The 13,989-nt window shown below is 66.6% G+C and carries 13 protein-coding genes and 1 pseudogene; 10 read left to right on the top strand and 4 right to left on the bottom strand.

Annotation, left to right across the window (positions count from 1 at the left end; all coding sequences use genetic code 11):
* Positions 1-11 precede the first annotated feature (11 nt).
* Together pgaC and pgaD are read left to right on the top strand one after the other, a co-directional pair.
* On the top strand, positions 12-1,265 hold the full coding sequence (gene pgaC / locus AC1DF3_RS30080; RefSeq protein ID WP_286538385.1) for a poly-beta-1,6-N-acetyl-D-glucosamine synthase: 1,254 nt from the start codon (positions 12-14) through the stop codon (positions 1,263-1,265).
* 17 nt (positions 1,266-1,282) lie between these two features.
* Positions 1,283-1,786: a poly-beta-1,6-N-acetyl-D-glucosamine biosynthesis protein PgaD gene (gene pgaD, locus AC1DF3_RS30075; protein WP_286538387.1), complete on the top strand. Its 504-nt coding sequence runs from the start codon at positions 1,283-1,285 to the stop codon at positions 1,784-1,786.
* A gap of 350 nt (positions 1,787-2,136) precedes the next feature.
* Here pgaD and AC1DF3_RS30070 read toward each other — a convergent pair whose 3' ends face one another.
* The 4 genes from AC1DF3_RS30070 to AC1DF3_RS30055 form a co-directional block, all read right to left on the bottom strand.
* The gene (locus AC1DF3_RS30070) at positions 2,137-2,349 is read right to left on the bottom strand and encodes a hypothetical protein (RefSeq protein ID WP_286538388.1); all 213 of its coding nucleotides are present in this window, start codon (positions 2,347-2,349) and stop codon (positions 2,137-2,139) included.
* Positions 2,350-2,485: 136 nt separating this feature from the next.
* Entirely contained in the window at positions 2,486-4,096 is a 1,611-nt protein-coding gene (locus tag AC1DF3_RS30065) for a hypothetical protein (RefSeq protein WP_478141828.1), read from the bottom strand.
* Positions 4,097-4,280: 184 nt separating this feature from the next.
* The gene (locus AC1DF3_RS30060; protein WP_478141827.1) at positions 4,281-5,465 is read right to left on the bottom strand and encodes an FAD-dependent monooxygenase; all 1,185 of its coding nucleotides are present in this window, start codon (positions 5,463-5,465) and stop codon (positions 4,281-4,283) included.
* A gap of 142 nt (positions 5,466-5,607) precedes the next feature.
* The gene (locus AC1DF3_RS30055; RefSeq protein WP_286538393.1) at positions 5,608-6,198 is read right to left on the bottom strand and encodes a TetR/AcrR family transcriptional regulator; all 591 of its coding nucleotides are present in this window, start codon (positions 6,196-6,198) and stop codon (positions 5,608-5,610) included.
* Positions 6,199-6,381: 183 nt separating this feature from the next.
* On the opposite strand from AC1DF3_RS30055, the pseudogene AC1DF3_RS30050 reads away from it, so the two are divergent.
* The 8 genes and pseudogenes from AC1DF3_RS30050 to AC1DF3_RS30015 all read left to right on the top strand — a co-directional run.
* Positions 6,382-6,645: pseudogene (locus AC1DF3_RS30050) on the top strand (VOC family protein); the annotation flags it as partial.
* Positions 6,584-7,360 carry a VOC family protein gene (locus AC1DF3_RS30045; RefSeq protein ID WP_478141826.1) on the top strand — a complete coding sequence of 259 codons (777 nt, stop codon included), beginning with the start codon at positions 6,584-6,586 and terminating at the stop codon, positions 7,358-7,360. The pseudogene AC1DF3_RS30050 and the gene AC1DF3_RS30045, both read left to right, overlap by 62 nt.
* Positions 7,361-7,402: 42 nt before the next feature.
* Positions 7,403-8,545 carry an FAD-dependent oxidoreductase gene (locus tag AC1DF3_RS30040; protein WP_478141825.1) on the top strand — a complete coding sequence of 381 codons (1,143 nt, stop codon included), beginning with the start codon at positions 7,403-7,405 and terminating at the stop codon, positions 8,543-8,545.
* Positions 8,546-8,574: 29 nt separating this feature from the next.
* Positions 8,575-9,759, top strand: a complete 1,185-nt coding sequence (locus tag AC1DF3_RS30035) for an amino acid ABC transporter substrate-binding protein (protein WP_478141824.1) — start codon at positions 8,575-8,577, stop codon at positions 9,757-9,759.
* A gap of 37 nt (positions 9,760-9,796) precedes the next feature.
* A complete protein-coding gene (locus AC1DF3_RS30030) occupies positions 9,797-10,681 on the top strand; it encodes a branched-chain amino acid ABC transporter permease (protein WP_478141823.1) in 885 nt (294 codons plus the stop codon).
* A complete protein-coding gene (locus tag AC1DF3_RS30025; protein WP_478141822.1) occupies positions 10,681-11,640 on the top strand; it encodes a branched-chain amino acid ABC transporter permease in 960 nt (319 codons plus the stop codon). The genes AC1DF3_RS30030 and AC1DF3_RS30025 overlap by 1 nt, the downstream gene beginning before the upstream one ends.
* Positions 11,637-12,380: an ABC transporter ATP-binding protein gene (locus AC1DF3_RS30020; protein ID WP_286520898.1), complete on the top strand. Its 744-nt coding sequence runs from the start codon at positions 11,637-11,639 to the stop codon at positions 12,378-12,380. Before AC1DF3_RS30025 ends, AC1DF3_RS30020 begins: the two co-directional genes overlap by 4 nt.
* Complete coding sequence (locus AC1DF3_RS30015; protein WP_478141821.1) at positions 12,364-13,980, top strand: ATP-binding cassette domain-containing protein; 1,617 nt, start codon at positions 12,364-12,366, stop codon at positions 13,978-13,980. The genes AC1DF3_RS30020 and AC1DF3_RS30015 overlap by 17 nt, the downstream gene beginning before the upstream one ends.
* Positions 13,981-13,989: the final 9 nt, after the last annotated feature.

Genomic DNA, 13,989 nt, shown 5'->3' with positions numbered 1-13,989 from the left:
GCTGAACATCCATGCATTTCAATGAACTCATCGCCGCCTTCTGTTTCGGCTATCCCTTCGTGATGGCCCTGTTCTGGATGACCGGCGGCTTGCTCTACGTCGGGTTGCGCGGCCGCCATGAGCCGCGGCCGGAGCATCCTCCGAAGCTCCCGTCGTACCCGGGCGTGTCGGTGCTGGTGCCTTGCCACAACGAGGAGCGGCAACTGGCCGAAACCTTCGGGGCCCTGTCGTGCATCGACTACCCGGACTTCGAGATCATCGCGATCAACGACGGCTCCACCGATCGGACCGGGGCCTGGCTGGAGGCCCTGATTCCGCAGCTGCCGATGCTGCGCGTCGTGCACCTGGAAAGCAACCAGGGCAAGTCCACCGCGCTGAATGCCGGCGCGCTGGCCGCCCGGCATGAGTTGCTGGTGTGCATCGACGCCGATGCGCTGCTCGAACGGCACGCGCTGACATGGCTGGTGCGTCGGTTCCAGACCGATGAAGGCATCGGCGGACTGACCGGAAATCCGCGGGTGCGCAACCACGCCACGCTCCTCGGACGCCTGCAGGTCGGCGAGTTTTCGTCCATCGTGGGGCTGATCAAGCGGGCCCAGACCGTGTATGGATCGCTGTTCACCGTCTCCGGCGTGATCTGCGCCTTCCGAAAGCGCGCACTGCAGGACGCCGGCTGGTGGTCTCGCGAGGCCATCACCGACGATGTCGACGTCAGTTGGCGCCTCCAGCTCGCCGGCTGGCGGCTGGCCTTCGAGCCCAAGGCGCTGTGCTGGATCCTGATGCCGGAAACCTTCCGCGGACTGTGGCGCCAGCGCCTGCGCTGGGCCGAAGGCGGCGTGACCGTCATGCTCAAGGTGTTTCCCAAGTTGCTGTCGCAGCCGCGCATGCTTCCGGTATGGTTCAACTATGTCGTCGCGGTCGCCTGGGCCTATGCGATCGCACTGGGCTTCCTGGCATGGGGCGTGGGCCCGTTGCTGCGCTTCTGGGGCTTCGGCCTGCCGGAACTCTGGCCAGCCTTCGGACCATTGCCGCGCGGCTGGGGCCAGGTCCTGGCGCTGACCTACCTCGCGCAGGCCGTGACGAGCGCCTGGATCGACGAGCGCTTCGAGCGCGGCATGTTTCGATCGCTGTTCTGGGTCGTCTGGTATCCGCTGGTGTTCTGGGCCGCCCAGGCCGCGACCTCGGTCGTCGGCCTGCCGCGTGCCATCCTTCATATCGGCAGCATGCGCGGAACCTGGGTGAGCCCCGACCGCGGCCTGCGTTGAAGCGGGAGCATTCAATCATGCAGAAGACGCTTGCTACTCCGGGGGACGACGCCGCTGCGCCGCCGGAACTGGCCCGGCCGCCCGATTGGCCGCCGCGAATTCAGCGGGTGCGCACGCAGTGGTGGATGCGCGTGCGCGACCTTGTCATGACCTTGCTTGCGTGGATGGCCTATCTGTGGTTTCTGAGAGAGCCCGTCATTGCCGGCGTTGCATGGCTGAGCCCGTCGGCGGGGACCTATCTCGGGAACCTGATCGAACGTCCGCTCGCCGTCGACCTGCGTCCCTATCTGTGGATGGCGGCGGGCCTCATGGTCTGGTTGGGCCTGGCAGGCCTCAGCCGGTGGCGCCGCCTGCGCCAGCAGCCCAGTCGCGATCGGGAAGTTCCGCCCTTGCTTCCCGACGAGCAGTTCGCGGCGGCCGGGGTGGCACTCCCGGACCAGCCCCCGTGGCGCGAAGCGCGCTGCCTTCGCGTGCAACATGACAATCAAGGGCGTGTGCTTGGCGCGGCGCCCGACTTCTGATCCGCCCCGGACGGCTCGATCCCGATGCTCGCTCGAGGACGGAACCAGCTGCTTCCGACCACCAGATACACCGCCGTCGTGCCCGGGCTGTGAGCCACGTCGATGCCCACATCCAGACCGAACTTGCGGTGTCGACGCCAACGATGGCAGTCCGGGGCCCAGGCTGTAGAAGTCGAGGTTCACCTGTCCGGTTGCGGCGCCGACCGTCGTGCGCAGGCGCCCGTCCATCCAGCGGCTGGCGTCTCCCGCGAACGCACCTTTCTTCCAAAGCAGGGCGTGCGGCAGCAAACGCATGCGAATCCTCGACGGAAACGATATCCGCAAGGTGGACGCAGCACCATCGTTCCGCTTCAATCGACTTCCCTTCGCGTACGCGCGAGATGTTCTGCAACCCGTTCGGCCTGTTCGCGGGTCGCGAAGGCTTCGACGTGGGGTGATCCGCTCAAGCGGTTGGCCAGCAGTTCGCAGTGGCCGGAGAAGTTCTTGCGTGCAAGGCAGAAATAGCCGTTCACCGTCGGATGCCGGGCGGGCTTCCAACCGCCGGTCGTTGCGTGCGTCTTCATGTGCTTTCAAGAAGGAGAGAGATTGTTCCGGCTTCTGGCGGGGGCAGGGCGTGCGTGGGAGGATCTCCCTGACAGCCTGGGAAAGAAAAAGAGCCCCGGCGTCGTACGCCGGGGCCCATTGACCTGAAGAACGTGCCTACTGGAACGCGAAGTTCCGTACGTTGGCGGCGTTGAATCGAATCTTCTTCACCTTCCAGTCGGAGGCGACCACCGTGCCGCTGTCACCGAGCACGACGATCGCGCCGCTGTAGGGCTTGCCGCAAGCGGCTGGCTTGTCGCCTGCCAATGCGGCGGTCGTGTCGCACTGGGCATCGCTCTTGTCGCGGTACATGCCGCCGTCGCCGGTGACCCCGTCGACGATGCAAGCGTTCGGATAGGTGGCGAAGTCGAAACCGGTCAGCGTTTCGTGCCCGATGTAGTCCGGATTCAAGGCGACGCCGCTTCCCACGGGCGTGCCAGCGGATACCCGCCATCCCGGCGTCGCGCGGCTGAACTTCACGGTGCTGAAGGCGCTGTCGGAGATGGCGTTGTCCTGCTGGACGAACTTCGCGAACGGGTCGTAGATCACGATCCGACGCTTCTTGCGCACATCGGCCAGCGTCGCATTCGCCGCAAGCGGGGAGCCGTCGCAGGTCAGGTCGACGGTGAAGTTCACGTAGGCATAGACATTCCTGCCGCCGGAAGTGGTCGCTCCTTTGACGTCCATGGCCATGTCCTTGAAGTCGATGAGCTTCGTACCGGCAAGGCCTGGCAGCTGGAGGACGGCCTTGTTGCCGTTGCCGCCGCCGACGAAGCTTCCCACCGCATTGGCGCCTGCGCCGAGGGTCATCGAGAGTTCGTCACCGCTGGCAGAGATGGAGGCCCTGTTCAGCTGGGGAATTGCGGCGAGTTCCGCAGCCTTGAAGACATGCGTCAACGGGATCGGCACCTCGGCGTCGCCTGCGGATGCGATCGACGAGAGCATCTCGTCATAGGCGATGTTCTCGTCGGCGAGGGAGCGCATGAGGGTCGAGATCAGGTCGTCGTGCGCGTCGCCGGCACTCGGCTGGAATGACGTCGTCAGCGGATTGCCGGCCAGCGGCGAGTACCCTGAAGCCTTCAGACTCGCATTGACCTTTGCCAGTCCTTGCGCGAGGGCGCTGGAAGCCGACGATGCGAGCGATGACGCAGTGATCGTCGACGGAGCGGCATGAAGGCCTCCCGCCACCACGAGGCCGGTCAGCGGGGTCACGTTGAGGTCGGAGGCGTCGAGTGCCATGGAATAGAGCGACTGCCCGGCGGGTACGGTGCCGCCGCTGACGGTGACCAGGCACGGGAACTTCTGGTCGGTCAAGGTGGCGCTCCACGCGCCCGTGGCGCCGGTCGTCGTGGCCACGGCAGTGCCTGTCGCGCACTGGACTGAAACGCTGCCGTTCGCAACGGGTGCGCCGACGGCAGCCAGACCACTGAGGCGGGTGGTCAAGGCTGTATTCGCATCGGGCGTGGCGAGGCGGCTTTCCGCGGGGCGAGTTTGCGGGTTTGCGGCTGAAGTTTGGGTCGGGGTGGCAAAGCCACCGTTTCCGCCACCGCCACCGCAGGCGGTAATCGTGAGGACGGCGGCGGCGACGAGGGAGCGTGAAAGAATGCTCAGCATTGAGGACGTCATGTGGATGGGTTGGCGCGTGAATTCGGCGAAGCGCGTCCGCGCGCAGGCGCGGTGAAGCCCGGCGCGGGACGCGTCGCACGGGCAGGATTTTCCGATCCACATGGCCCTCGCGCCCCCTCCCTGAAGGAGGGGGTCGAAGGCCGCGGTCCCGAGCTGCCGTCGCTGGATCAGCAGGTGAGCTGCTCGCGAGTCCGGCGCGTTGTCAGGCGCCGTGGGCAGCCCGCTCTTGTACAGGGTCGGGCCCCGTGCGATCAAGTAATTCCGATGATGCGCGCGTCCAGATCCATCACAGTGGCACCGCTGCTCCGGCGGCGATTGCATCCGGCAGCACGTCGTAGGCATAGAGACGCTTGCGGAATTCGGCATGCGCGGCGAGTTCTGCGTCGCGGGTACTGAGATCCGCAGCGGTCGAGTCCAGACGCAGTCCGTTTTGCCGGGCACCCAACTGAATTTCCGCCACGCGCTCGCGACGCAATCGGTCGTAGGCAAGCAGCGACGCCGCCACCTGCGATCTGTCCACCTGAGCCAAGATCGTGGCGAGTGCCATGCCGTCCTCGATCGCCTGGTTGGCCCCCTGGCCCAGGTGCGGCAGCATCGGATGCGCCGCGTCGCCAAGCAGTGTCAATCGGCCCTTGGTCCAGGTCGGCAGCGGCTCGCGGTCGTAGAGTGCCCAGCGAAAAGTCTTGTCGACTTGCCGCAGGACATCGGAAACGCGCGGGTCCCACCCTGCGAACTCGCGGCGCAGCACCGCCGGATCGCCGGGCGCGGACCATGATTCCTTCATTTCCTCATCGGTCGGCACGAACCCGACGTAGTTGACCATCGAGCCGTGGCGAACAGGAAAGACCAGGAAATGCCTGGACGGACCGGCCCACATTTGCCAGCGGTCCATCGGCCAGTTCGGCAGCCGCTCGCGCAAGATCAGGCCTCGATAGGAAATGGTGCCGTGAAAAGCGGGCTTCGAGGGCGGAAAGACGTGAGGACGCAGTTCGGAATGTATGCCGTCCGCGGCAACCACCACGTCGGCCTCGGCGGTGACGCCGTTGGCAAATTCGACGCGGGCGACGTCGTCGGTCTGCTCGAAGCCGATGGCACGGTGGCCGGTATGGACGATCCCGGGAGGCAGGTTGGCGGCCAGGAAATCTACAAGATCGGCGCGGTGCATGCCGAAGGCCGCATGCCACCCGGAGGCATCCGACACCTGCACCGGGGCAATCGGCGTGCCGTCGTGGCGAAGGTAGCAGGAGCCGGGTCCGACTCGGGCGCCCCATCTTTCGACGGCGGGCCCCAGACCCACTCGCTCGAGGTGGCGCACCGCATTCGGCGTCACGAACACGCCGGCGCCGATCTCACCGAGGGCCGACGCCTGTTCATAGACAGAAACGCGCAGCCCCTTTTCGATCAACGCATTGGCGGCGAACAAGCCGCCAATGCCGCCTCCGATGACCAGGACGCTTGGTCGAGATGCCATTTCAACCCAATCGAAAAAGATTCGACAGGGAATTGTGCGAGCGTGACGGGCAGAGGGCAACGACAATCGACGAGAAGCTGCATGCCCCTTTGCAGGGCGTGCCGCACAGCTCAACTCTACCTCTGCAGCGGCCAGACCGCCTTCATGGCGTCGGCGCGGACTTTGCGGCGGCGCCAGCGAACAAGCGACTGAACAGTCGCGCCATGTCGTCGTCGCACGGGGGGCTGTGCGCCAGGCGAACGTTCATGGCAAAGCCGTCGAACGCCATGAGCGCGACGCTTGCGAGCATGTCGCTTTCGTCTGATGGCGTCGCGAGGCATTCTTGGATCCAACCGGCCACCCGCGACTGGAACAGCTGGCGCAACGCCGGGCTGTAGTCGCCGTTGCCGCTGCTGGTGGAGACAGCCTGCATCACGTTGTTGGTGAAGCCGTTGTTTTCGCGCGGCAGGTCGCGCCACAGCGTCAACAACAGCTTTCGCAGTCGCTCTTGCGGATCAGCGACTCGGCGCTGCGCGCGCTCCAGCTTGTCCAGGCGTCCCAGCAACCACGGCGAGTACAGCTGGAACAGGATGTCGATCTTCGATTGAAAGTAGACGTAGACGTTGGCCGTCGAAATGCCTGCTTCCCGCGCGATGCCGGGAATGGAGGTCTCGCTGTACCCCTGTTCGCTGAAGAGGCGGAATGCCGCCTCGAGGATCGCGTCGCGAACCCCTTCCTTCTTGCGTTGAACCATGTGCCGATGCCTTCTTTTGGTGCTCGCGCCGGCGGCGATGACCGCAGCGATCGATGCACCAATTGTGCTTCCAATCGTCGGCCGTCACATTTTCAAAACTGAATGGTATTCGCTATTGACAGCCATCGAGGCGGCTTCTAGAGTTCACTTCGATCGCAACTCGAGTACCCGGAAAGAGCTTCAATGACTGCCACACGACAAGCTTCCTACTTCACCCCGCGTCGCCTCGGCCACGTGAATCTCTGGGTGGACGACATCCCGACGTCCGAACGCTTCTACAGCGATGTGTGCGGCCTGCGCGTGGAGTTCAGCGAGCCCGAGCTGATCGCCACCTTCCTCGGAACCGGCCATACGCCGCACGACCTCGGCATGATCCAGAAGACCAATGGCGTGGACCGCTACGGCAAGGATGGCCTGCTGCAGCTGCCCGGCAGCATCGGCCTGCATGCGGGGCTCAATCACCTGGCCTGGGAACTCGAGAACGAGGCCGATCTGGTGGCGGCCTTCAGGCCTGAAGGACGACGGCGTTCCGACCGACATCACGGTCGACCACCAAGTGGCGCACAGCGTCTACATGTTCGATCCCGACGGCAACTACAACGAGTTCTATTGCGACACCGTCAAGGACTGGCGCCAGGTACTGAGCGGCCCGATGGCGCTGATCACCACGCACTGGGACCCGCTGACAGCCGAGGGCTTCGCCGAAGGCCGCTACGACACGGACCCGGTGCTGCGCACCAACACCGCGGCGCCGATGCGCCCCTGGCGCATCACGCATGCCGTTCTCGAGACGGCGCGCATCGAGGAGATGACGCGCTTCTATACCGAGATCGGCGGTCTGCACGTGGTGGCGCGCGAGGAGGGCGTCGTCTACCTCGGCGCCACGCAAGCCCAGTACGACCACCACCTGGTGCTGGTGCCCGCGAACAGCGCGAGCTACCACCATGCGAGCTTCCAGCTGGCCGACGAGGCCACGCTGGATTCGGCCGTCGCAGGCCTGCAGACGCAGGGCGTGGCCATTGCGCGCCAGGTCGACCTGCCCTGGAAGCGCTCGATCTTCCTGCGCGACCCTGACGGCCTCTGCAGCGAGTGGTACGTGAAGCGCCCGGCGCCACGGGCGCTGTCGGCGCTCGGCGATGTCGACCTGGTCGAAGCGGTCTGAGCGGTCCCTGTTCGGCATCCAACAGCCTGAAAGACAACAACCATGGCAAGAAGCGCAATCATTTCCGGCGGCGGCATCGGCGGACTGGCCACCGCGGCCGCCCTGGCCCAGCGCGGCTGGGACGTGACCGTCTACGAACGGCAATCCGAGCTGCGTGCGGCCGGCTCGGGCATCTACATCTGGGAGAACGGCCTGCGCGTGCTGGAGGCCCTGGGGGCCTATGAAGAAGCCACCGAAGGTGCGTTCCACGGCACGCACTTCGAGCAGCGCGACAACCGCGACCAGATCATCGAGTCGGCGCCGATTGCCTCCGACAAGCGCCTGCTGACGGTCCTGCGCAGCCGCTTGCTGGGCGCCCTGAAGTCAGCCTGCGAGCGCGCCGGCGTCAAGGTCGTCACCAACGCCGAGACCATCGGCGCCACGGCCTGCGGCGAACTGCTGCTGGCCAACGGACAGACCGTGCGCGCCGACCTGGCAGTGGGCGTCGACGGCGTCTGGTCGCGCGTGCGCCAGAGCCTGGGACTGGAGTTGCTGCACGAGCAGACCCGCGAGGGCGCATTGCGCACCATGATCGCCTCCCGGCCCGGCGACTTCGCGGCGCAGGATGTCGGCAAGTACATCGAGAACTGGAACGGCACCCGCCGGCTCCTGGTGACGCCGGTCAATGCGACGCAGATCTACCTGGCATTGACCTGCCTGCAGGACGATGAAGCGCGCAATCTGCCGCTGAACCGGCAGCTCTGGATCGACGCCTTCCCGCGCTGGGCCCACCTGATCGAACGCATCGGCGACACGCTGAGCTGGGGCGTCTACAGCGTGACGCGCAGCCGCGCCTGGTCGGCCGGCCGCACGGCGATCGTCGGTGATGCCGCGCATGCCCAGCCACCCAACCTGGGGCAGGGCGGCGGCATGGCGATGCAGAACGGCCTGGCCATGGCCGTGGCGCTCGAGCAGGCGCAGGACTCGCGTGACATCCCCTCGGCGCTGGAAGCCTGGGAAACGGCGGAGCGTCCGCTGGTCGAGCACTGCCAGCGCTGGTCGATCCTGTACGGCGAGGTCACCTGCCTGCCGGACGCCGTGCGCTCGCAGGTGATCCGCTCGGCCATGGGTGACGAATGGGTCGCGGGCCAGGTCTTCAAGGCCGCCAACAGTTCACCCACCGGAACGGTGGCACCCCGCCGCTGACCGCTCTCTCTCAACTCAAGGGCTCCATGATGAAACTACTGAAAGTCTTTCGGATGTTCGCGACGGGATTCGTGCTCGCGATGGCCGCCGGCAGCTGGGCCGCCGAGCCCGTGCGCATCGGCATGAGCATGGCCAAGACGGGTGCCTTCGCCGCCGCCGGTGCCGGCCAGCTCAACGCCTACCAGTTGTGGGCGGAGCAGGTCAACGCAGCCGGCGGACTCGATGTGGCGGGCACCCGGCGGCCGGTGGAACTGGTGGTCTACGACGACCAGTCCGACCCGGCCAAGGCCGCGGCGATCTACGAGAAGCTGATCACCAGCGACAAGGTCGACCTGCTGATGTCGCCCTGGGGTTCGCCCGCCCACTTCGCGGTGGTGGGCGTGCTGGAGCGCTACAAGTTTCCGATGGTCGGCAGCTCCGCGGCGTCGCTGCAGATTCGTTCGCTCAAGGCGAAGAACATCTGGTTCCCGACCTCGGCCATCCCGGATGCACTGGGCGCCGAGCTGGCCAAGTTGATGCAGGCGCAGGGCGTGAAGGCGGTGGCGATCAACACCGTCCAGCTGCCCTTTCCGCAGGAGATCAAGCGCTACCTGGTGCCGGCGGTACAGGCCGCCGGCATGAAGGTGGTCTACAACGAGGAGTACGCGCCGGGCATCAAGGACATGACCGCCAGCATGGTGGCCATCAAGCGCGCCTCGCCTGACGCGGTGATCTCGCTGTCCTACCCTGAAGACTCGATGCTCTACATGAAGCACGCCCGCGAGCAGGATCTCCGGGCGCCCTTCCAGTTCGTGGCGGTCGGCCCCAGCATCGCCTTCTTCTCGAAGATGTTCGGCGCCAACCTGGACAACATCGTCACCCTGGGCCATTGGTCGCCGGACCAGAAGGCCTGGCCGAAGGCGAAGCCCTTCTTCGACGCCTACCAGGCCAAGTACGGCGAAGCACCCGACTACCTCGACGTCGCGCTGGCCTGGGTGTCGGCCGAGGTCCTGCAGCAGGCCGTCGCCAAGGCAGGCCTGGACAAGGACAAGCTGCGCGCCGCCATCGCCTCCGGCACCTTCGACACCATCGACGGGCCGGTCGCCTTCGAGGGCGTCCAGAACCGCCTGACGCCGGCGATGTTCCTGCAGTTCCAGCAAGGCAAGGGCCAGATCGTCTATCCGCCTTCGCAGCAGACCGCGCCCTTCGTCGCCAAGAGCGGCTGGCAGAAGTAGGCCCGGCCCTCTTGCCCGCGACGCTCCGGCGAATTCCATGGCACAGATCCTGTCTCCCGAGCTGCTGCTGGCGGCGTTGATGCTCGCATCGACCTACGCCCTGGTGGCTTTGGGCCTGAACCTCATCTACGGCGCCATGCGCCTGCTCAACGTGGCCCATGGCGACCTGATGGTGCTCGGCGGCTACGTGGCCTGGAGCGGCTTCACCCTGCTGGGGCTGAGCCCGCTGCTGGGTCTCTTCGGTGCGATGCTTCTTGCGGCGGGCCTGGGCATCGCCTGCTACACGCTGTTCTTCAAGCGGCTGGTGCGCAACACGGCGATCGCGGCGCGGCTGGAGGCCAACTCGCTGCTGATCTTCTTCGGCGTGTCGATCATCCTGCAGAACCTGATGTCGCTGGTGTTCACGGCCGACGCGCGCAGCTACAGCTACATGGACACGCTGGTGCAATGGGGCAGCGTGTCGATCGCCCTCAATCGACTGGTGATCCTGGGGATCAGTGCCGGCGCGACGGTGGCGGTGCTGTGCTTCCTGCGCCTCAGCGTCTTCGGCATCGCGATCAGGGCCTTGATACAGCAACGCGACGCGGCGTCGCTGATCGGCATCGACGCCGATCGCATCAACATCGTGGTGTTCTGCCTGGGCTTCGCGCTGGCCGGCCTGGCCGGGGCGCTGATCAGCATGACCGAGAGCGTGACGCCCTTCGGCGGCTTTCCCTTCACGATCGCGGCTTTCGTGGTGGTCATCCTCGGCGGCCTCGGCTCGCTCGGCGGTGCCGTGGCGGGGAGCCTGCTGCTGGCCTTCGTCGAGGTCTACGGCGTGACGCTGACCTCGGCGGCCTACCGCTCGATCCTGGTCTACGGCTTGTTCATTCTCATCCTGTTCGTGCGGCCGCAGGGGCTGTTCGGGCGAAAGGCCAACTGATGGCACGCACTGTCTTTTCTTCCGTCGACAAGGGCGGCCTGACCGTGGCCGCGTCGTTGACCGGCGTTGCCGCTCTGTCGCCCCTGATCCTCAGTGCCTACGGGGTCGGTGTCCTCACGCAACTGTGCGCCTGGATCGCACTGGCCGGCAGCTGGGTCGCGTTCTCCGGCATGACGGGCTACATCTCGCTGGGCCACGCGGTGTTCTTCGGCCTCGGCGCCTACATCATGGCGCTGGGCTGGCAGCAGATCCCGATCGTGGCGATCCTGCCGCTGGCCGGCGTGGCGGCGGCGGCGCTCGCGCTGGTGGTGGGCTTTCCGGCGCTGCGGGTGCGGGGTCCCTACTTCGTGATCCTGACCTTGGGCATCTCGGAGTTCCTGAAGTACGTGGTGGTGGCCATCGAGGCGTCGCTTGGCGCCGGCGGCCGACTGCTGATCGACACGCCCGACACCGTCGTCCTGTTCTATCCGATGCTGGGGCTGGCCCTGGCCGCCACCGCGATCAACGTCTGGCTGACCCGGTCGCGTCTCGGTGCCGCGCTGCGAGCCATCCGCGAAGACGAGACGGCCGCGGCGACGGTGGGCGTGCCCGTGACGCGCATCAAGATGCTCGCCTTCGCGGTGTCGGCCGTGATCCCCGCGATGGTGGGCGCGTTGAGCGTGCTGCGCAGCACCTACTTCGAGCCCATGCAGTTGTTCAGTCCGACCACCTCGTTCACCATCGTGACCATGGCGATCATCGGCGGCAGCGACCGGCCCGCTGGGCCGATCCTGGGCGCGGCGTTCATCCTGTTCCTGAGCGAACTGCTGTGGGCCCGGGCGCCCCAGACCTACATGATCCTGCTGGGCGCGCTGCTGATCGGCTTCGTGCTGCTGGCGCCGTCCGGACTGTCGGGCCTGTGGGCCCGGCGGCGTTCGGCGTCGCTCAAGCGTCGAGCGGTCGTCGGGAGGCCGGCGTGAGTCTTCTTTCCGTGCGCAACCTGGCCCGCCGGTACGGCGGCAACCTGGCGGTCGACGACGTCAGCTTCGATGTCATGCCGGGAGAAATCCTCGGCGTGATGGGCGCCAACGGCGCCGGCAAGACCACGCTGTTCAGCATGATCGCGGGCAACGTCAAACCTTCGTCGGGACAGATCATGCTCGAAGGACAGGCGATCCAGGGGCAGCCGCCGGAGCGCATCAATGCGCTGGGCGTGGCGCGCACCTTCCAGATCGTGCGGCCCTTTCCGGGCATGAGCGTGCTGGAGAACGTGGCCGTCGGAGCCATGTACGGGCGCGGGCGCATCGCGTCGCCTGCGGAGGCCCGCGAACATGCCTTCGCATTGCTGCGCGAGACCGGGCTCGCCGATCGAGCGGACCTGCCGGCTTCGCAGCTCAACCTGGCGGGCCGCAAGCGGCTGGAAATCGCCCGCGCGCTGGCGACCCGGCCCCGCCTGCTGCTGCTCGACGAGGTGCTGGCCGGGCTCAATGCCACCGAGGTGGGCGCGGCGCTCGAACTGATCCGCGAAGTGCGCGAGCGCTACGGGCTGAGCATCGTCATCATCGAGCACGTGATGAAGGCACTCATGCGCCTGAGCGATCGCATCGTGGTCATGCACGAAGGTCGCAAGGTGGTCGAAGGCCTCCCTGCGGAGATCGCCAACGATCCTCGCGTCATCAAGGCCTACCTGGGAGAACGACGCCATGCCGTACCTGCTTGAGGCGCTCGGCGCCAGTGCCGGCTACGGCGAGATCCAGGTGCTCGACCAGGTCGACGTCGCGATCCCCGCCGGTTCGATCACGGCCATCATCGGCAGCAACGGCGCGGGCAAGTCCACCTTGATGCGGTCGCTGGCCGGACTGCTGCGCCTGCGGTCGGGCCGCATCCGCTTCGACGGCGCCGACGTCACTGGCCGTTTCGCCCACCAGCGCGTCGACGACGGCATCGCGCTGGTGCCCGAAGGCCGCCTGGTGTTTGCGGACTTCACGGTCGCCGAAACCCTGCGCATCGGTGCCTACCTGCCGCGCGTGCGCAAGGGGTGGCGGGCGCGGGTGGACCTGATGTATGAGCTTTTCCCGCGGCTGAAGGAGCGGCGCGCCACCCCGGCCGGCCTGCTGTCCGGCGGTGAACAGCAGATGCTGGCGTTGGCGCGCGGCCTCATGTCCATGCCGCGCGTTCTGCTGCTGGACGAGCCGAGCCTGGGCCTGGCGCCGGCCATGGCCGACGAGGTGTTCGCCGCGCTGCGGTTCGATCCGTGCCCAGGGCGTGACCATCGGCATGGTGGAGCAGAACGTCTATGCGGCGCTGTCGATTGCCGACACGGCCTACGTGATGGAAGATGGCCATGTGGTGCGTCATGGCCCGTCGGCGGCATTGATCGACGATCCGATGATCCGTCAAGCCTACCTGGGATTGTGATGAAGCCACCCATGCTCTACCGCCAGTTCGCCAGCCAGGCAGAGATCGACGCCGAGTACAACCCGGCGGCCCGGCTGAGTGACCCGGGCGCCTACCAGCGGCACTACGTCGAACAGAGCCGGTTGGCTCGCGAGCGCTTGCCCGGCCTGCAGGGCGTTCCCTTCGGGCCGACCTTGGCCGAGACGCTGGACATCTTCCCGGCGGCGCAGTCCGATGCGCCGGTCTTCGTCTTCATCCACGGAGGCTACTGGCGGGCGTTCTCGGCCGGTGATTTCAGCTGTGTCGCGCTGGGCTTGCATGCGCTGGGCATCACGACAGTGGTCGTGAACTACGCCTTGGCGCCTTGGGTCGGGATCGACGAGATCACGCGCCAGACGCGGGCGGCACTGGCTTGGGTGCTGCGCAACATCGAGCGGCACGGCGGGGATCCGGCGCGCGTGGCCGTCGGTGGGCACTCGGCCGGCGCCCACCTGGCGGCCATGGCACTGCAGACGCGCTGGTCGGACGACTACGGCCTGCCTGAAGATCCGTTCCGGGCCGCCGTTCTGGTCAGCGGCCTGTACGACCTGGAACCGCTGCGCCACAGCTACCTGCAGCCGCAGATTCAGCTGGACGACGGCGTGATCCGGCGCAACTCGCCGCTGTTCTCGATTCGCGCCTGTCCCACGCCGGTTCTGCTGACATGGGGCGGCGAGGAGAGCGCGGAGTTCGTGCGGCAGTCGACCACTTTCCACTCTGCCTGGACCGATGCGGGCAACCTGTCGCTGTGCGCACCTCAACCGGGCGCCGACCACTACTCGGCGATCATCGGCTTCGAGCAGAGCGCAAGCGCGATGTGCGAGTGGCTCGAGGGTCAGTTGGGTCCGCAGCGCCCTGCCGATCGCTCGCTGGAGGCATGCTGAACTCTCAAA

The sequence above is a fragment of the Variovorax sp. 10N432 genome (assembly GCF_056394465.1).
Note: the sequence above shows the minus strand (reverse complement) of the source record. Positions and strands in the feature narration are given on the sequence as shown.